General features: G+C 62.2%; 15 protein-coding genes and 1 rRNA gene. 8 read left to right on the top strand and 8 right to left on the bottom strand.

Features of this window, described 5'->3' with window-relative positions; genetic code table 11:
• Positions 1-281 precede the first annotated feature (281 nt).
• Positions 282-1,370: a hypothetical protein gene (locus tag JSS27_20640; protein MBS0211358.1), complete on the top strand. Its 1,089-nt coding sequence runs from the start codon at positions 282-284 to the stop codon at positions 1,368-1,370.
• A gap of 45 nt (positions 1,371-1,415) precedes the next feature.
• Here the strand turns inward: JSS27_20640 and JSS27_20635 are convergent, their stop codons facing one another.
• Positions 1,416-2,402: a Gfo/Idh/MocA family oxidoreductase gene (locus JSS27_20635; protein ID MBS0211357.1), complete on the bottom strand. Its 987-nt coding sequence runs from the start codon at positions 2,400-2,402 to the stop codon at positions 1,416-1,418.
• Between the two features lie 326 nt (positions 2,403-2,728).
• Between JSS27_20635 and JSS27_20630 the strand changes: the two genes are divergently transcribed.
• Genes JSS27_20630 through fliM form a run of 3 tightly spaced genes read left to right on the top strand, consistent with a single transcriptional unit; the run spans position 2,729 to position 5,729 of the window.
• Positions 2,729-3,331: a hypothetical protein gene (locus tag JSS27_20630; protein MBS0211356.1), complete on the top strand. Its 603-nt coding sequence runs from the start codon at positions 2,729-2,731 to the stop codon at positions 3,329-3,331.
• A gap of 43 nt (positions 3,332-3,374) precedes the next feature.
• Positions 3,375-4,649: a glutamate-5-semialdehyde dehydrogenase gene (locus JSS27_20625; GenBank protein MBS0211355.1), complete on the top strand. Its 1,275-nt coding sequence runs from the start codon at positions 3,375-3,377 to the stop codon at positions 4,647-4,649.
• Between the two features lie 60 nt (positions 4,650-4,709).
• Positions 4,710-5,729, top strand: coding sequence for a flagellar motor switch protein FliM (fliM, locus tag JSS27_20620; GenBank protein MBS0211354.1), 1,020 nt, complete (start codon positions 4,710-4,712; stop codon positions 5,727-5,729).
• Between the two features lie 93 nt (positions 5,730-5,822).
• Here the strand turns inward: fliM and JSS27_20615 are convergent, their stop codons facing one another.
• On the bottom strand, positions 5,823-7,115 hold the full coding sequence (locus JSS27_20615) for an aminotransferase class III-fold pyridoxal phosphate-dependent enzyme (protein MBS0211353.1): 1,293 nt from the start codon (positions 7,113-7,115) through the stop codon (positions 5,823-5,825).
• Positions 7,116-7,188: 73 nt separating this feature from the next.
• Positions 7,189-8,745 carry an aldehyde dehydrogenase family protein gene (locus tag JSS27_20610; protein ID MBS0211352.1) on the bottom strand — a complete coding sequence of 519 codons (1,557 nt, stop codon included), beginning with the start codon at positions 8,743-8,745 and terminating at the stop codon, positions 7,189-7,191.
• 412 nt (positions 8,746-9,157) lie between these two features.
• On the opposite strand from JSS27_20610, the gene JSS27_20605 reads away from it, so the two are divergent.
• From JSS27_20605 to asnS, 3 genes are all read left to right on the top strand, one after another.
• Positions 9,158-10,213, top strand: a complete 1,056-nt coding sequence (locus JSS27_20605) for an FAD-dependent oxidoreductase (GenBank protein MBS0211351.1) — start codon at positions 9,158-9,160, stop codon at positions 10,211-10,213.
• 172 nt (positions 10,214-10,385) lie between these two features.
• On the top strand, positions 10,386-11,105 hold the full coding sequence (locus tag JSS27_20600; GenBank protein MBS0211350.1) for a hypothetical protein: 720 nt from the start codon (positions 10,386-10,388) through the stop codon (positions 11,103-11,105).
• A gap of 34 nt (positions 11,106-11,139) precedes the next feature.
• Entirely contained in the window at positions 11,140-12,531 is a 1,392-nt protein-coding gene (gene asnS / locus JSS27_20595; protein MBS0211349.1) for an asparagine--tRNA ligase, read from the top strand.
• Positions 12,532-12,771: 240 nt separating this feature from the next.
• Here asnS and carA read toward each other — a convergent pair whose 3' ends face one another.
• Together carA and JSS27_20585 are read right to left on the bottom strand one after the other, a co-directional pair.
• On the bottom strand, positions 12,772-13,899 hold the full coding sequence (carA, locus tag JSS27_20590; GenBank protein MBS0211348.1) for a glutamine-hydrolyzing carbamoyl-phosphate synthase small subunit: 1,128 nt from the start codon (positions 13,897-13,899) through the stop codon (positions 12,772-12,774).
• A gap of 454 nt (positions 13,900-14,353) precedes the next feature.
• The gene (locus tag JSS27_20585; GenBank protein ID MBS0211347.1) at positions 14,354-14,851 is read right to left on the bottom strand and encodes a PH domain-containing protein; all 498 of its coding nucleotides are present in this window, start codon (positions 14,849-14,851) and stop codon (positions 14,354-14,356) included.
• Between the two features lie 244 nt (positions 14,852-15,095).
• On the opposite strand from JSS27_20585, the gene JSS27_20580 reads away from it, so the two are divergent.
• The gene (locus JSS27_20580; protein MBS0211346.1) at positions 15,096-15,860 is read left to right on the top strand and encodes a hypothetical protein; all 765 of its coding nucleotides are present in this window, start codon (positions 15,096-15,098) and stop codon (positions 15,858-15,860) included.
• Positions 15,861-15,888: 28 nt separating this feature from the next.
• Here the strand turns inward: JSS27_20580 and JSS27_20575 are convergent, their stop codons facing one another.
• From JSS27_20575 to JSS27_20565, 3 genes are all read right to left on the bottom strand, one after another.
• On the bottom strand, positions 15,889-16,860 hold the full coding sequence (locus tag JSS27_20575; GenBank protein ID MBS0211345.1) for a transglutaminase domain-containing protein: 972 nt from the start codon (positions 16,858-16,860) through the stop codon (positions 15,889-15,891).
• Between the two features lie 495 nt (positions 16,861-17,355).
• Positions 17,356-18,033 carry a methyltransferase domain-containing protein gene (locus JSS27_20570; GenBank protein MBS0211344.1) on the bottom strand — a complete coding sequence of 226 codons (678 nt, stop codon included), beginning with the start codon at positions 18,031-18,033 and terminating at the stop codon, positions 17,356-17,358.
• A gap of 517 nt (positions 18,034-18,550) precedes the next feature.
• A 16S ribosomal RNA gene (locus JSS27_20565) occupies positions 18,551-18,756 on the bottom strand; the annotation flags it as partial.

Below are 18,756 nucleotides of genomic sequence, written 5' to 3'. Positions count from 1 at the left end.
CGCGCTCGTCATCTATGGAATACCACTCCGAAGTCGACAAGCTTTTTGTCGCTTGCCCGATTTGACCGCCGCGCCTCGTAAGCTATGGTTGCTGGGGATCGTTCCACCCACCGCAACGGACGCGGGAAGCTTGGCTCATGAAGCGGCTTGTGTCGGCTGGCCTGTTGGCGGCTAGCCTTTCAATTTGTGCAGGGAAACCGGACGCTGCATTCGCGGCGACGCCGTCGACAACCACTCCGACGCGCGCGCCCACCGCGGCATCCACCTCTGCCGGCGCAACATTGGCAAGCGCCGCGCCCAAGCAGCCGGCGAATTGGGGGCTCCCCTACGTCAGCAAGACGCCCATCGCCTGGCGCGTGGCGGGACAAAGCCTGGAAGGTCGACCGATTCTGGTCGCCACGTTCGGGGCTGGAACGCGACGCGTGCTCGTTGTCGGACCATTCTCTGGCTTGGAACCCGACGGAGTCGCTGCCGCCGAGCTGCTGGCCGCCCACTTGCAGCAGCGGCCGTCGAACCACGTGCAAATTACGGTGGTTCGCGACCTGAATCCGGACGGACACGTACGGATGATGCGCGGCAATGGCCGCGGCGTCGACCTGGAACATGATTTCGCGCCGCCAAGCGGCGGCCAGCCGGCCACGATGATCAACGGTCGGATCGTGCCCGCCATCGCCCCTCGCGCGCGACAGCCCGAGACGGAACTGTTGCTGGGCATGCTCGAAGCGATTCGTCCCGATCGGATCGTGCTGTTGGGGACCGCGCCGGCACAAAGCAAAGCGACCGTTGCATTTGGCGGTAGCGCGGAAGACCTGGCCCGGCAGGTCACGCTCGAAGCCAACGCGCGACTGCTAGGCGTTGATGCCGACCCGACTTCGCTGCTGGGCTATTGCGCACAAACCTTCGGCGCGCCGAGCGTGCGGTTGGCGATTCTGCCCGGTGCGAGCGCCGAGGGAATTTGGGAACAGAATAAAGCGGCGATTCTCACCGCGACGGGCGTGGGGACGGCGATGCCATTGGAAGCCGTCGCCTGGCCGATCAAGTCGCGCGATCTGACGATCGACCTGCAGGCCGCCGGCTTGTCGCAACCGACCGCCACTGGCCCCACCGGGACGCTTGCGCCGGCCTCGGCCGACGTATATCAGCGCGGAGGAACCAACGACGACGGAGCGCCGCCACTTCGGTTCCGCGATTTGCAACACGGGCTGCCGGCGGTGCGCGTCGAGCGCGTAGTGCCGAGCGCTGTGCCGCAGCAACCGATGGGCAATGCGGCATCGTATGTGCCGGCCCCAGTGCCACCTCAGCCGGCGATCCCATTGAATCCGGCAGCGACGCCTGTTCCGCCGATTAACGCGTATCGCGCTGGGAGGTAGTGAAGCCCTCGGGTTTTCGAGGCGATTCGACAATTCACAAGCGAGCTACGGTACGGCGCGTCCCGCGGCGGCCGATTGGCGAATCGCTTCGATCACGCGCATGTTCGCCACGGCGTCCTCGATGGGAGTCGGCACCGGCGTATCGTTGAGCACCGCCTGCGAGAACAGTTCCCCCTGAATCGTGTACTGGTCACAGACCGGGAACGTGATCTCTTCAATGCCACTTTCACTCCGATACCAGAGCCGGCACACGCGATCGGGCGGGGCGTTGAAGGGAATCTCGATTTCTATCCGCCCCGTCGTGCCGCAGATATGCACGCGCTGATACGGCGCCAGTTGCGTGCTGCACGTGAATGTTGCACTACCGGCCGGAAACTCTAGCAGGGCCGACGCCTGCCGATCGGTTTTGAAGTCGGGGTCGATCTCAACCTGACCCCAGACGCGCGTCGGCTCAGCGCCGAAGATGAATCGCGACAGCGAGATCGGATAGCAGCCGATGTCCATCAGCCCGCCGCCGCCGATGGCCGACTGGTTACGAACGTCATCCGCGTTGCGGTTGTAGTAGGTGAACAGGGACTGAATCGTCCGCAGCGCGCCGATCTTGCCCTCGTTTACCATCCGCCGGGCCGTGACCCATTGCGGATGATGCCGGTACATGAAGGCTTCCATCAGCTTCAAGCGGGGGAACTTGCGGCCGGCGGCCACCAGGGTTTCGGCCTCGGCGACGCTGAGCGCGATCGGCTTTTCGCACAGCACGTGTTTGCCGGCTTCGAGCGCGCGTATCGACCAGGGGACGTGCAGATGGTTGGGAAGTGGATTGTAAACAGCGTCGATCTCGGGATCGGCCAGCAAAGCTTCGTACGAGCCGTACGCTTTCGCAATGCCAAGCTGTTCGGCGGCCGCCTGGGCGCGATCGAGCGAGCGCGATGCGATGCCGACGATTTCGATTCCCTGGCCGCGCTGCATGGCGGGAATGACCTTGAGGGTGGCGATCTTGGCCACACCGAGCACGCCCCATCTGACTTTACGCATGACGATTTTCCTGGCTGACTAGGTTTGCAGCGCCGTATCATACGTGCTGCTGATTTGAACGATCGCGAGCGATCATCAACGAAACACTCCTCCCTTTCAGGGAGGGGCAGGGGGGAGGGTAAAGACGGTCAATGCCAACCAGGATTGCGCCCTGGCATTCCCGTACTTGACGCAATGTCGGTTGGCCTACAATGCGTTTACCCTCACCCGCTTCGGTACGCTCGCGACCTCTCCCTGAGAGGGAGAGGTGTTGGGTCTTACGACCCAAGCGCGCCTGGGGCCATTGTATTTGGGAAATGCTGCTTGACCACCGTCGGGGCGGGAAGATGAGTTCGGACGAGACATTCAACCCATACGCCAGTCCGACCAGCACCGAGGTGTTGACGATTCCGGGCGGTCCAGTTCGGTTCGAGCGGCGCATGGGGGGCGCGGCAACCGTCTTCTTGGGCACCTTCGCCGGAATCGGCATCGGGGCAATGGCCAGCAGCGTCGGCGCGGCCCTGTTGGGGCTGCTGGTCGGCATTGCAGTTGCCCCTGAAGCAGTTCTTAGTCTGGCGATGGCAGGCGGCGTGTTCGGTGGCCTGGTCGGAAGTGTCGTGGGAGTTGTTCCGGGGCTCGTTGCCAGCGCCGTTCACGCCAATCTCAACCAGCCCAGCGAGAAAGCTCGTTTGGCTGTCACCGTGAGTTGCGGCATCATCGGTGCGCTGGTGGGCGTCTGGGGAGGCTATCTGGTCAGCGGCATACATAACGCCTCGCGAATGCTGGAAATCTGCTTCGGCGTTGCCAGCGGCGCGGGTTCCGGAGCCGTGGGCGGTTACTTTCTGGACCGCGCGATTCGGAATATCGCCTGGCGCGAAATCCCCCAGTCTGCGCGAACCTCGGCAACCGACATTGACTCCTCAGCAAGCTTCGAGAATACTTCGGGGTGAGTCTTTCCGCTCGATTTCGCCTGTCTGCGCGCCGGATCGATTGATGGCCATTGCTGAATCCAAGTCGTTGTCAGATTATTGCTTACAGCTCGGGCAACAGGCCGCCGCTGCCGCCTCGGCCCTGGCCCAGACCAGCCCCGCGGTCAAGCAGGCCTGGCTCCGTTTGGCCGCCCAGAAGCTGCGGGCGAATCAGGCCCGTTTGATCGCGGCCAACGAACGCGATGTGGAAGCGGCGCCGACTTACGGACTGACGCCGGCTGAGATCGACCGCCTGCGGCTGACGCCCAAGGTGCTCGAATCGATGGCCGTCGGCTTGGAACAAGTCGCGGCCCTGCCGGATCCGATCGGCGAGATCATCGAAAGCTCGATCCGCCCGAACGGCCTCGAGCTGCAAAAGGTCCGCGTTCCGCTGGGCGTGGTGCTGTTCATCTATGAATCGCGTCCAAACGTCACCTCGGACGCGGCGGCCATTTGCGTGAAGAGCGGCAACGCCGTGATTCTGCGCGGCGGCAAGGAAGCGCTCCACTCCAATCAAGCCGTCGCCGCCCTGTTGTCCGAAGCGGCCGCCGAAACCGGGCTGCCGGCGAATGCCGTGCAAATGGTTTCGACGACCGATCGCGAGGCGGTTGGCCATCTGCTGAAACTCGATCGATACATCAACCTGGCAATTCCGCGCGGCGGCGAAGGCCTGATTCGCCGCGTGGCTGCCGAAGCGCGAATGCCGGTCATCAAGCATTACACCGGCAATTGCCACGTCTATGTCGACGCCTCGGCCGATCTGGACATGGCCGAGACGATTCTGGTCAATTCCAAGTGCCATCGGCTCGGCGTCTGCAACGCCGCCGAATCATTGGTCGTTCATAGCAACGTCGCCAAGCGGTTCCTGCCGCGCGCGGCCAAGGCGCTGACCGAGCGCGGCATTGAAATCCGCGGTGACGCGCAGACTTGCCTGCTCGTTCCCGGGGCCAAGCCGGCGACCGACGACGATTATCGAACCGAATACCTGGGGCCGATCATTTCGAGCGTGGTCGTCGATTCGCTCGACGAGGCGATCGAGCACATCAACCAGTACAGTTCGCAACACACCGAAGCGATCGTCACGAACGACCTGGCGGCGGCCCGGGCTTTCGCGGCGCGGATCGACAGCTCGGCGGTGATGGTCAACGCCAGCACCCGATTTAACGATGGATTCGAATTCGGGCTGGGTGCCGAAATCGGTATCAGCACCGACAAGTTTCACGCCCGCGGACCGTGCGGGATCAACGAACTGACCAGCTACAAGTACGTGGTCTACGGCAACGGCCAGATACGCAGTTAGCGCCGGCAGGACGCCGGATTGATTGAACAACGCGACTTTTCCAGGCAAGGAAGCCAAACGATGAGCGGCGACGTTCTCAGCCAGGCCGAAGTTGAAAGTCTGCTGACGGCCATGGACGCCAGTCAGCGTCCCACTCCCCAGGCCGCCACCAAACGGACGGCGCCGACCGGCGCTCCCACGCGCCCGCGCGAAAAAGTCACGCCCTACGATTTCCGCCGCCCCGAGCGCGTGGGCAAAGAACAAATGCGCGCGTTGCAGACCCTGCACGAAGGGTTCGGTCGCAATTTCGGCGCGGCGCTGTCGGGACTGTTGCGAGCGATTGTCGACGTCAAACTGACCAGCGTCGACCAGCTAACCTACAGCGAGTTCGTCTTCAGCCTGGAAAACCCTACCTGTTTCAATCTGATCAAGGCCGAGCCGCTGGAAGGGAACCTGATCCTCGACATCAACCCCGCAGTTCTCTATCCGATCATTGATCGCTTGCTCGGCGGTGGTCGCGAGACCACGGCCCCCACGCGCCGGCCGTTGACGGAAATCGAACTGCGATTGGTGAGCAAGATCGTCGGGCTGTTCCTCGACGAGTTGCACCGCGCCTGGGAAAACGTGCTGGTCCTCGATCTAAGCGTGGCCCGCGTGGAAAGTAATCCGCAGCTCGTGCAGATCGTCCCGCCGAACGAAGTCGTGGTGCTGATCAGTTTTGAAATCACGCTCGGCGACATTCGCGGGATGACGAACCTGTGCATCCCGTACAACTCGATCGAGCGAATCGGCAACAAACTCTCGACCAATAACTGGACCTCGTACGGTCGCAAGACGTCAACGCCCGAGACGGTGGCTAACATCTCTAGCAACCTGCGCGGCTCGCTGGTCGAGATGGTGGTCGAGCTGGCCTCGACGCGGATTTCGACCAGCGAGCTGATCGGGCTGCGCGTCGGGGACATCATCGCCACCGACAAGGACGTGAAATCGCCGCTGACGGTTCACGTGCAGGGAGTGCCGAAGCTGCTGTGCAAGGCCGGCGCGTTCAAGGGCCGCGCCGCCGTGTGCATTGAACAGCATGTCGAGGGAGCGAAGAAGTAGGCGAGACTCGCCCGAGAGTGTTTCGGGACCCTCATCCGGCCTTCGGCCACCTTCTCCCGGGGGGAGAAGGGTTCGCACAAAGCCTGTGATGAGTTAAAGCACTTCGCGAATTGCTTCGCGCAGAATCTGCATCGCCGTGTTGATCTGCTCGGCGGTCACGCACAGCGCTGGACAGAATCGCAGCCCAACGCTGCCACAGCCTAGCATCAGCAGCCCGCGGCGGAATGTGGCCTGAATGATCGCGTCGCGCCGCACTCGGTCGTCACCTTGCGGGCCGACCACGTCGACGGCTTGCATCAACCCCAGCCCACGTGGCCGCACGATGCAGGAAAACTCGGCGGCCAATCCTTCCAAAGCGGCGCGCAGCTGCGCCCCTCGGACAGCCGCGGCGGTCAGGAACTCGTGCTCGATTAACTCAATCGTCTTGAGCGATGCGGCACAGCTCACCGGGTTGCCGCCAAATGTCGAGGCGTGAGCCCCCGGCGGCCAGTCCATGATTTCGGCTTTAGCGATCAAAGCTCCCAGCGGCAGTCCGCTGGCGATTCCCTTGGCCGAACTGATCATATCGGGGACGATGTTCCAGTGCTGAAAGGCAAACCAGCGGCCGGTGCGCCCCATGCCCGATTGCACCTCGTCGACCACCAGCATGATCCCGTGTTGGTCGCACACCTCGCGGAGCATCGGCAAGAACTCGGGCGAAGCAGGCCGATACCCCCCTTCCCCTTGCATCGGTTCGACAAAGATTGCCGCCACTTCCTCGGCCGGCGCCGACGTGGCCAGCAATTGATTCAACTCGGCCCGCGTGCAATCGAACGGCAAGCGATGCACACCGGCCAAAAGCGGCCCAAACCCGCGCGAATGGACCGCCTTGGACCCCGAGATCGACAGCGCGCCACATGTCCGCCCGTGAAACGCGCCGTTGAACGCGATGATCCGCTGGCGGCCCGTGTGCCACCGGGCCAGCTTGAGGGCCGCCTCGTTGGTCTCGGCGCCGCTGTTCGTGAAGAAGACGCGCCACTCGCAGCCTGCCGGCGCGAGCCCCGCCAGCCGCTCGGCCAGTTCAATTTCGGGGGCGTAGTAGAAATCGGTCCCGGACATGTGGATCAGCCGCTCGGCCTGCTGCGCAATGGCCCCGACCACCTCGGGATGGCAATGACCGGTCGAGGTCACGGCAATGCCGGCGGTGAAGTCGAGGAACCGGTTCCCGTCGACGTCTTCGATGGTGCAGCCCGAGCCGCTGGCCGCGACCAGCGGATAGTCGCGAGTGTACGAAGGGCTAAGCCGCTGCCGATCGCGAGCCACCCAGGCCTGGGCCTTGGGGCCGGGCAACTCGGTCACCAGGACCGGCGCCGAGGGATTGAATGTGAGTTGGCTGGCGCGTTTCATGCTGCTCTCCCTTCGTGAGAGTCACCCGCCGCCGGCACGGTGCGCATCCCTGCTCGGGTTGGGGACTAATGGTTCATTTCTTCTCGCTTGGCTTGCCGTTGTGCTGCTTCGCGTCGGCCACGGCGGAACTCATGCCTTGGGCCATCGTGATGCCGTGGGCGTGGTTCACCGTGAACGAAATCTTGTGCGTCACCGAGTCGACCAGGGCCGCGGCCGACGGCTGGCCGTTGCCGCTGCGCTTGACGCCGCCAAAGGGCAAGTGAACCTCGGCGCCGATGCACGGCAGGTTGACGTACCCCATGCCGTACTCGCATTCGTCGCGAAACATGCGCCAGCGGCGGTAATCTTCGGTAATCACGGCCATCGACAGCCCGTAGCGCGTGTCATTGTAAATCTTGACCGCTTCCTCGTCGGTGTCGTAAGGAATGATAGCCAGATGCGGGCCGAAGACCTCTTCGCGAATCGTGCGCAAGCCCGGCTTGTATTCCTGGCGATAGACAAACGGTTCCATGAACCAGCCGGCGTGATGCTCGGCGTCGGTCATCCGCTCGCCGTCCAACAGCACATCCGCCCCTTCCTGGTGGGCCAACTCGTTGTATTTCTCGACTTTCTTCAGCGCCGATTGGTTGATCAGCGGGCCGGCAAACGCCCCTTGCTCGAACGGATCGGCAAATCGCAATTGCTGCACGCGCGAGACGAATTCGTTCTCGAACGAGTGCAGCAAGCTCCGATGAACAATCACCCGGCCAGCCGACACGCAGCGCTGGCCCGTGGTCTTGAAGGCGCTCAGCACGGCGGCAGGCACCGCCAGATCGAGCCTCGCGTCCTGGCAGATGATGACCGCGCTTTTCGAGCCCATCTCGCAGGCGCACGTCTTGTGATCGCTCTTGGCGGCGACTTGGCGAATGTGCGCGCCGACATCGTAACTGCCGGTGAAGCAGATCACGTCGACTTCGTCGTGCTGGATGATCGCCTCGCCGACTTCTTCCCCCAGGCCATGCACCAGGTTCAGCACGCCGGCCGGGATGCCCGCCTCGTGACACAAGTGGGCCAGTCGCTGGCCGATCTCGGGCGTTTCTTCCGAAGGCTTGAACACCACGGTGTTCCCTTCGATCAGACTCGGCCCGATCATCCACAACGGGACCGCGAAGGGAAAGTTCCAAGGCGTGATTACCGCCACCACACCACGCGGCTTGCGGCGAATGTACAGGTCCTTGGCCTCGATCTCCGATTCGACGACCGAACCGGTCGGCTGGCGCGCGGTACCGATGACGTACTGGACCATGTGCAGTCCTTCGATCACCTCGGCTTTGGCCTCGTCGAAGATCTTGCCACTTTCGCGGGCCAGTACGGCGGCCAGTTCAGGCACATTGCGCTCGATCAAGTCGGCCAGCTTGGCCAGGCACTCGCCGCGCTTGATCCGGCTGGTGCGTCGCCAGCCAGGCAACGCCGCGCGGGCGGCCTCGATGGCGGCGGCGGCTTCGCTGCCCTTGCAGCGCGGATAGACGCCCAGCACCTCGTCGGCCTGGGCCGGGTTGCGATTCTCGAAGGTCGAACCATTGCCGCCGGCTTGCCAGTGGCCGCCGATCAACACACGTCCGATCCACGGAGCTTGAGTGGTTGACGCCATAGCAAAGGCTCCTCTGGCTGAAATGGCACGACGAGCGGCGGCGCGGGCAGCATGACCTGGGGCTGAACATAACCCGAGCCCGCGAAAACTGACAACGTGGCTTTACGCCGAGAATTGCGCGCGGCTCTGTTATCTGAACAGTACGCAACCGGGCCCGTGGCGGCCATTTAGCCGTGGCATCGGCGTGCAACTCATGCGCTGGCCATGACTTGGGGCGGCGGCCAACGTGGCGAAATGGCAACACCCAGCGGACAGCGGGACCGGCGTGCTATCGCGCGGCGGCGATGTCACACGTGCCGGTGGACGAGGAACCTTGCAGCCCTATAATTTTCGATTCACCGAGCGTCGGTGGTTCGTCCACAGGACGCGCCGCCCTGCAAATGACAAAGCCGCACTATGAAGGGAAGCACCGTTGCCTGAAAACGTCGTGATTATCGGGAGCGGCCCGGCCGCCTGGTCAGCCGCCATCTATGCCGCGCGTGCCGAGTTGCAACCGTTGGTCTATGAAGGGACGATCAAGCCCGACATGGTGCCGCTGGGGCAATTGGCATTCACGACCGAGGTGGAGAACTACCCCGGCTTCCCGGTGGGCAATGTTCGCGCGCTGGTCGAAACGGCTATCGCTGCGGAGCGGCAATACGTCCTGCCGCCGGCCCCCAAGGGTCACGAAAAGAATGGCCAGCCTCACTACGCGGTCCAAGGGACCGAACTGGTCGCGCTGATGAAGGAACAGGCGATCAACTTTGGCACCCGAGTGGTCGGCGACGACATCGAGCGCGTCGACTTCAGCCGGCGGCCGTTCAAGCTGTCTGCCGCGGCGGGCGAAACGGTCGAAGCCTTGTCCGTCATTATCGCCACGGGGGCCAAGGCGAACTACCTGGGCCTGCCCAGCGAAGAAGCGTACAAGAATCGGGGCGTCAGCGCCTGTGCCGTATGCGACGGCGCATTGCCGCGCTTTCGCAACAAGCCGTTGGTGGTGGTCGGCGGTGGCGACTCGGCCGTGGAAGAGGCGTCGTATCTGACGAAGTTCGCCAGCAAGGTGGTCATGGTCCACCGGCGTGATCAATTGCGTGCGTCCAAGATCATGGCCGAGCGGGCCAAGAACAACCCCAAGATCGAATTCGCCTGGAACAGCGTGCTGGAAGAAGTCTGCGGCAATGACAAGGAAGGGGTCACGTCGGTCACCCTCGGCAATGTGAACACCAAGAAGTCGAGCGATTACCCGGCCAGCGGTGTGTTCCTGGCCATCGGCCACACGCCGAATACCGAGTTCCTGGGCGGTCAGTTGGAGATGAACGACAAGCAGTACATCAAGCTCACCACCGCTCAGCGAACCTACACCAGCGTGCCGGGGGTGTTTGCCGCTGGGGACGTTGCCGACGACTACTATCGCCAGGCGATCACCAGCGCGGGCAGCGGCTGTATGGCGGCTCTGGATGCTGAACGTTTCCTGGCCGAGCATCACTAAGCAGGGCAATTGCTAGCGAAAGTCGGCAGCCGAGCCGAACAGTAGTGCTAGCAAGCGCGACTCGCTCCGCCGACTGACATTGACGCTCACTGGCCGTCGGCCGAGACTAAGCGATTGATTTCCGCTGTTTTGTCCCCTGCCGTAACAGATGACGTTCAAGGAGGAACGTGTCATGTCGCGTGCCGCTATGATCGTATTGCTCTGCTCGTGCGCCGCTCCTTCATTGGCGCAGCAACCTGCTCCGGCCAAAGAGCCGCAAGTCGCCATCAAGTTCGAGATCATCGAAGTCCCGGCCGGCACCGTGAAGGGGCTGACGCAGTACCTGCCCGCGAACACAGCCCAGTCCGAGCAGTTGGAAGGGGACACCGTGTTGAGCGCCATCGGCGTCGTCGAGAACTCGTCGCCGCTGTTCACGGAAATCGATACGTTGCGCCGCAAGCAAACAATCAAGGTGTTGGCTGCGCCGCAGGTTTTGACCCGATCGGGGCGCACCGCGGTGGTTCGGTCAGGGGGCGAAATTCCCGTGCCACAGGCGGGCCCCAACAAGAGCTTCACCTTCGAGAACAAGCCCGTCGGCCTGGAAGCCAAGGTGACCCCCGAAGTGAAGCCCGGTGGCGAGATCGCGCTGGCGGTTCACCTGGAAAACAACGAAGCTCGCTACGATGCAGGGCTGCGCGTCAACGGGATCAGCGTCCCCAAGCTGCACAAAATGGCGGTGAACGCCAATTGCGAACTGCCGCCGGGCAAAACACTTGTCCTGGCCGGCGTTTCGCGGCAAAGTATCGAGCAAGCCGAGAAGCCCAAGCTGCTGGGCAAGCTGTTGCCGCGCAAGGGGGCGAAGGACGTCGAGACGATCGTGCTGGTCCGGGCACACGTCGAACCCAATCGTTAAGCCGGGCCAGGCGTTCGCCACAAGGACGGTCCGAATGGAAAAGCTGAGCGTGCGCGAAGCGCGGCAAGCCGAAGCGGTCGACAAGCAAGTGCTCCTGCAGGGTTGGGTCCGTACGCGGCGCGACAGCAAGGCCGGTTTCAGCTTCATCGAGCTGAACGACGGAAGCTGTCTGGGCAACATCCAGGTCGTCGCCGACGGCAATCTGTCGAACTACGAATCCGAGCTTAAGCACCTGGGCGCTGGCTACAGCATCAGCGTTGAAGGGCTGGTCAAGGCGTCACCAGCCAAGGGGCAAGCCACCGAGGTCCACGCCTCGGCCGTGCGGGTGCATGGCACCGCGGACCAGGAAACCTACCCGCTGCAAAAGAAACAGCACTCGTGGGAGTTTCTGCGGACGATTGCTCATTTGCGGCCGCGCACCAACACGTTCGGCGCGATCGCCCGTGTACGCAACCAGGTTTGCCAGTCGATCCACGCATTCTTTCAGGAACAGGGCTTTCTGTACATTCACACGCCGATCATCACGGCCAGCGACTGTGAAGGGGCCGGCGAAATGTTCCGCGTCACGACGATGGACCTGGGCAAAGTGCCCAAGGCCAACGGCGCGGTCGACTACACGCACGATTTCTTCCACAAGCCGGCGTACTTGACCGTCAGCGGTCAACTACAAGGCGAAATCTTCGCCTGCGCTTTGGGCAAGATTTACACGTTTGGCCCGACGTTCCGGGCCGAGAACTCGAACACGTCGCGGCATCTGGCCGAGTTCTGGATGGTCGAGCCGGAGATGGCTTTCTTCGAGCTGACCGACAACATGGACATTGCCGAGAAGTTCCTGAAGCGAATCTTCGCCGATGTGCTCGCCCGCTGCGGCGAGGACATGCAACTGTTCAACACCCGCATCGACAACACGGTGATCGCCACGCTCGAAGGGATTGTGAACAGCCAGTTCGAGCGACTGTCATACACCGAGGCCGTTTCGCTGTTGGAGAAGTCAGGCGAGAAGTTTGAGTACCCGGTCGAATGGGGCCGCGACCTGCAGGCTGAACACGAACGCTACCTGGCCGAAAAGAAGTTTGGCCGGCCGGTGATCCTGTATGACTATCCGCGGACGATCAAACCGTTTTACATGCGCGTGAACGACGACGGCCGCACGGTCCGGGCGATGGACATCCTGGTCCCGAAGGTGGGCGAGATCATCGGCGGCAGCCAGCGCGAAGAACGGCTCGACGTGCTGGAACAGCGGATGGCCGAGCAAGGGCTCGAGGCAGCGAACTACTGGTGGTATTCCGACCTGCGGCGCTACGGCACGGTGCCCCACGCGGGCTTCGGCCTGGGACTGGAACGGGCCATTCAGTTCATCAGCGGCATGGGGAACATCCGCGACGTGATCCCCTTCCCCCGCACGCCGGGTAGTGCCGAGTTTTAACGAGTGCTCCGTCAGATTAGCCACGGAGGCACTGAGACCCGGAGATTTGCACGGAGGAAAATGCGCAGTGGGGCTGGGGCGAGTGGGGACGTCAGAGAGGAATTAAAAGAGTCGAAAGGAGGCGGAACCTTATATCGTGTTCCCGATTAGCCGCAGGGCCAAAGGCCCGCGCGCTCCGCTTCCTTTTCTCATTCCCCTCCGTGCTGCCCTCCGCGCCTCAGTGCCTCCGTGGCGAGTCTTTTACCGCAGCTGTCCCGTCATCGCTTCGCGGAACTCGTTGAACAGGTAGCTGCTGTCGTGCGGGCCGGCTGAGGCTTCGGGGTGGTACTGCACGCTGAAGGCCGGCAATTCTTTGTGCCGAATCCCTTCAATCGTGCCGTCGTTCAGATTGCGGTGGGTCACTTCGACGAACGGCGGCAGCGAATCCTCGGCCACGGCAAAGCCGTGATTCTGCGAGGTGATTTCAACCGTGCCGGTCAGCTCGTTGAACACGGGCTGGTTCGCGCCCCGGTGGCCGAACTTGAGCTTGAACGTGTGGGCCCCCAGCGCCAGGCTCAGCAGTTGATGCCCCAGGCAAATGCCAAAGATCGGCTTCTTGCCCACCAGATCGCGGATCGTATCGACGGCATAGGTCAACGGCTCGGGGTCGCCGGGGCCGTTCGACAGGAAAACGCCGTCCGGATTCTGGGCCAGCACCTGCTCGGCGGTCGAGCGGCCGGGCATAACGGTCACACGGCAACCCATGTCGGCCAGGTGGCGTGCGATGTTCCACTTCATGCCATAGTCGAGCGCCACGACGTGGAAGTGCTCGTCTCCCGGCGTCGTCGGACTCAACACGGCCAGCGGATGGAGCGGCTCTTCCCACTCGCACGATTGCTCAGGCATCACCTCGCGCACCAGATCGCGACCGACCAGGCCGGGACTCTTTCGCGCTTTGTGTACCAGGCTGGCATCGTCCAGATCCTTGGTGCTGAGAATCCCCTTCATGGCGCCACGGCTGCGAATGGTTCGCACCAGCGCCCGGGTGTCGATGCCCGAGATGCCGACGATGCCATGCCGTGCCAGGTACTCATCGAGCGCCCCTTCCGCGCGGAAGTTACTGACCCGGCGACTGAGGTTTCGCACCACAAAGCCGGCCAAGTGGGGCTTGCCGCTTTCGACGTCGTCGGGATTGATGCCGTAGTTGCCGATTTCCGGATAGGTCATCGTGACAATTTGTCCGCGATAACTCGGATCGGTGAGGATTTCCTGGTAGCCGGTCATCGAGGTATTGAAGCAGACCTCACCGTCAACTTCCCCCTGAGCGCCAAAGCCCTCGCCGGTAAAAACGCTGCCGTCTTCCAAGGCCAGTTTCGCGAGCCAGGTCATGAAGATTCCTCAGTCGCTTTGGGGTTTTTGTTCGCGTGTTTCAACGGGCGGCGAGAGCACTTCAGAGCTTTGACGCATAGCCTTCCTGTTAAGCTTTGCTGTCCACGACGGGCGGTGACGGCACGCGCGGTCGGCGCAGAGCATCAACCAGCGATAACCTAAAGTCTGTGCGCAAGGCGTTCGATAGCTGAATACGGCTGTGGGTCTCTGGATCGACTTGGTGCTCGCGCGCCACGTATATCCGGACAGCCTGTGAGGGTCCTTGTCCCGGCGAACAAGGGCCCTCTTTTTTTGCGCTGCTGAAGGTCGGATTATAGCAGCGTCGTGAGGGTCTCGCTAGCACCCAGTTGGCGCTGCGCTTAAGCCACAATGTCCAAGCACCAATGACCAATTCCGTCAGGACTTGGTCATTGCGATTTGGTCATTGGTCATTCTGCCTGCCGCATCAGGCTCGTCACGCGCTCTGCAACGCTTGACTGACGCCTGCGAACGCCCGTTGTGCTTTCAGGCAGGTTTGCCGAAAGGTTTCCGGCCGTAGCACCCCTTCCAGGCGCAGCGTCTCGGTCGGACCCTTGCGAAAGATCAGATCGCCAGCCGGGTACCACTCCTGGCCCGGGCGAACGACGACTTCGATGGCGTCGAAGTTCGACAATTCGACCCAGCGTTCTGCACGCGGCGGCAAGCCCCGTTCGACGACGACACGCTTGTTGGTCAAGCGATAGCGGCGCGTGAACCAGGGGAAAATCCGCACCAGGTAGATCGTCATGGTCAGCGGAATGGTCGCCAGGGCCAGCAAGTTGCCCACGGTCAGCACGCTGCCGACGCCGAAACGAATCTGAAACAAGCCCCCCAGGAAGCGACCAATCGCGGTCGAGGCCATGCTGGGCCAGGTAACCATCGTGGTCACTTCACCAAGGGTCGGCGGGGCAACTCCGGCAATGGCTTGCTTCATGGTGATTGCTCGGCGAGGATGTATTAACCTTGGTAGGCTGCGGCTTGCTGATCGATTGGCCCGCCCGCTGACTCCAACTCAAAGCCAAGCGGCGACCGAAGCCCAGGCGGCAGCAGCCATTTGCGGCCGCCGCTAGCAGCAGCAAGCTGAGGCCAGATACAATAAAACAGTAGCAAAGCCCAGGCGGAAACTCTAGCCCCCGAAACGCCCTGCGAATTGTTATCACCCTGAGCAGCTTTTCACTATGGATGCGCTGTCACCGACCCCAGCCCCCACGCCCGCCGAGCCCAAAGGTCCGCACTTGGGCCACAAAGTCTGGGAACACAGCAAGCCGACGCTCGAACGCGTTTGGCTCCACCTGCGGGTCTGGATGCAGTGGATGGCCACGCCCGAATTCCGCAACCGGCTGGTGACCTACCAGTCCAAGCCTTACTGCGACGAAGGCCAGTGGAAAGTTGCGCTGCCCAAACAATGCGTCGTCTGTGGCAAGGAAGAAGGGCTTCAACCCAAGGCCTACGACCGGACGATCCGGCACTTCGAGACGCCGGCGAGTTTTGTCGGGGCGAGCCTGGGTGGCTTCTTCTTGTTCTTTTTTCTGTCGATTTTCCTATGGGGGCCGTTGTTCTGGGTTGCCCTACTGTGCCTGGCCGGCAATATCGCGTTGTATTTCAAAAGTTGGCCCGAGGAGGTTGATTTGTCGACCTACGCCTGTGCCGAGCATGCCGAGTCGATGGTCTGCCCCGAGCTGATCGCCAGCGATGAAAAACTGTGCGTTGTCCTGCCGTCAGCCAAAGTGGCCGAAGCGGCGCGACTGGAAATTCGTGCGCAGCGTGCGGCGCGCCAGCCCGGCGGACCCCAGCGACAAGCCGATGCGCGCGAAACCCGCGACCCCATCCAGCGCAAACCACCGGGGTCGGTTCCGCTCGATTCAGGCACCGGCGCGTCGAGCGGCAACAGCAGCGAACAATTGCCGCGCCGCGGCGAGCTGCCGCCAATCAAGCTCGATTGACGAGTCGCCCACTTATTGAGCGGCTCGATCACTCGGCAGCGCGCGTTTTTTCGTGGACATCTTCGGTGACGGTCCATGTCGACGTGATTTCCGCGTCGTCCAGCTTGCCAACACCCCAGACGTAGTAGTGGAAGGACTGCAGCTCGTCGAGTTTCTTGCGTCCTTGGCGTGGCACGTCGACTTCCAGATCGTAGTCGAGGTGCATGGTGAAAAAATCGGCCCCGGACCAGCCAAAGTATTCCAAGCCGTGCTCGGAATGGTCGCGCTGCACCCCGCTCGACACGTCGACGGGAATCCAGCCGACGTCGACGACAAAGAACTCGGCTTTGACGTGCTGTTGGTTGTAGACTTTGCCATCCATCAGAACCTTCGCGTCAGTCGATTTGGCCCAGTGGCCGGCAATCATTCGCGCCGGCACTTTGTTGGCCCGCAGGCACGCGACAAACAGGGCGCTCATCCCGGCGCAGTCGGAAACACCCGCCTGGCAAACGTGCTGCGCCGAGCGGTCCATCTTGGTGTGATACTCGTACGTCAGCGACTTGCGCAGATGGAGAAAGACGCGACGGGCGAAGCCGATCGTGTCTTCGCCGGCGTGACGCGTGAGCCCATGCTTTACTTGCCAGTGGCGAAACTCTTCGCGCGTGAAATCGACCGTCGGCGTCGCAGCCAGCGAATGCTCAAGTTCCGAGCCCGACAGTTCGCCGGGGGCGTAATACTTCACCTCGGGCTTCCGCTGGACCAGTCGCCGGCCGCGAAGTTGGGCCGTCACGACCACCTCACCCCGGAACCGGTGTTGGCGTTCACCTGATTTGACGATGGCATCACTCTGCAGCAAATGGCGGTGCCGATCGCTGAAATCTTCGGCCGTCTTTCCCTCGGGGAGTAGTTGCGTCGTCGCGTTGTATTGCCAGGTGAACCGGGGCGCCTCGGCCGCGAAGATTGTCCAGCGCTCGACGGTCATGTGCTGGGTCGAAATTTCAAAGCTGTAAGTCCCAGTCATGTGCCGCGGCGCGGTGAGTTCCAGCGCGTAATGCGGCTCGGCAGCACAAACAGCGAGAGGCTTGGCAACAAGTGCCAGGGCCACCATTACGGCTATGCACGCAACTCGCGATGGGCAATGCGTCAGCCTGCGTTGCCGCTGAGTTTCAATCGCGATTGGTCGGCTGATACGGCTCATGCAAAAGCAAAGCGTTCGTAAAGTTTGGCGAAAGCGACTTCTCATGTCCGCGCATGATAACATCTGGCGACACACCCCTGGCATTTGCCTGGGTACAACCATGTCGCATCCATGCGATTGCTTGCGCTGGTAGGGGGCCGGCGACGACGTGCCCCAACTCGTGCAGCGCAATTTGCGCAACCAGCGACGGCCAAATCGCCAGCCAGAGTCAGATGAGATCAGGCAGTGCGTTCATATTCCCACTGACCAACTACCCATGCTGCCGGAAAGATCCGCAAACAAATCCGGTGCCACGCTTAGCGTCCAAGAAGACCGCACTCAGTACGTCGTTTGGCCAACCTTTTGGGCCACGATGCCGTAACTCATGCCGCAAGCAGTCGCGTCGCGGCGTTCGATCCAACGACACATCGCGGCGAATATCCACCGCGCGGGGTACCGCCAGTTAAACGGCGCACCGGGCCAGGCCGTGCGGCCATCCAAAGTGACATACTGCTCGACCGCAAAGCCGGCGTCGGTCAACAGCCATTCGACAATATGTGGCCAAGGGGTGAACACGTGGTGATTGTTCTCCAAGTCGGCCTGCGTAAAGCAACTGGGCCAACCCGACGCCAAGGCGAAGAAGCGGCTGCGACTCCAGCGCGGATTGGGCATGGTCAGCAGCAGGTATCCACCAGGCAGAAGAGACCTCGCCACGTTCTTGAGCCCGAGCCCTGGATTGTCCAGGTGCTCAAGCACGTCGAGCATTAGCGCCACGCCCGCCGACACCGTTTCCTCGGGACAAGCCTGATCGAGATCCCAGCGAACCACCTCGGGCGAATGGGGGACCAGATCGAAGCCATGCCAGGCGCCACCCGAGTTTTGCACCGGAGCGCGCATCATTTCGGCCCCGGCGCCAATGTCAAACACCAAGCGTGAAGGCGCGCTCGCCAACAACGCGGGCAAACGAGTTGTCGCCCAGCCATAGCGTGAATCGGAAAGATTGACGGAAAGCCGCATTGCCTGACACCGAGAAAAAACTACCGCCCCAGACAGGCCAAGACCTGACCAAGTGGCTAAGAGCGAGCGTCGCCGAGTTGGCCACGGCAACACCGTATTGAAGCCTGCCGGCCACAAGCCGCCGGGCGGGCAAATTGCCGACACTATTTCCCCTAAGCGACTATAGCACGGGAAGCCTTGATCTCAGGCGGCATCAGCGGCTCGAAAACGCCTGATTAAGGCCCCCCACGCGCGGCGGATCAAGGGTGCGCGATTCAAACTCGTCTGCCAGGCGGGCGACGCTCCACCAGCGCCAGAGAGAACCGACGCCATGACGGTCCACGCGCATAAAAAAAGCCCGTTGGAGCTGGCTCGCTCCAACGGGCTTCGTTCATGACGTGATCTGGTAGCTGTTGCCCTGCTTTCGCAGGTCAACCGACCCCAAGTGCCAACACAAGTTCATCTCCACAATCCATCGAACGACTTGCGTCGCACGATGTATCCGACAGGTCCGAAGACCTGCCAGAAGAATCCTTAGAAAGGAGGTGATCCAGCCGCAGGTTCCCCTACGGCTACCTTGTTACGACTTAGTCCCAATCGCGGAGTTCATCTTAGGCGCTTAGCTCCTTGCGGTTACAAAGGCGCTTTCGGATGCCCCCCACTTTCGTGGCTTGACGGGCGGTGTGTACAAGGCTCAGGAACACATTCACCGCGGTATGCTGACCCGCGATTACTAGCGATTCC

The organism is Planctomycetota bacterium (genome assembly GCA_018242585.1).
GTDB lineage: Bacteria > Planctomycetota > Planctomycetia > Pirellulales > PNKZ01 > JAFEBQ01.
The sequence above is the reverse complement of the archived record's forward strand: the minus strand, read 5'-3'. Positions and strand labels throughout refer to the sequence as shown.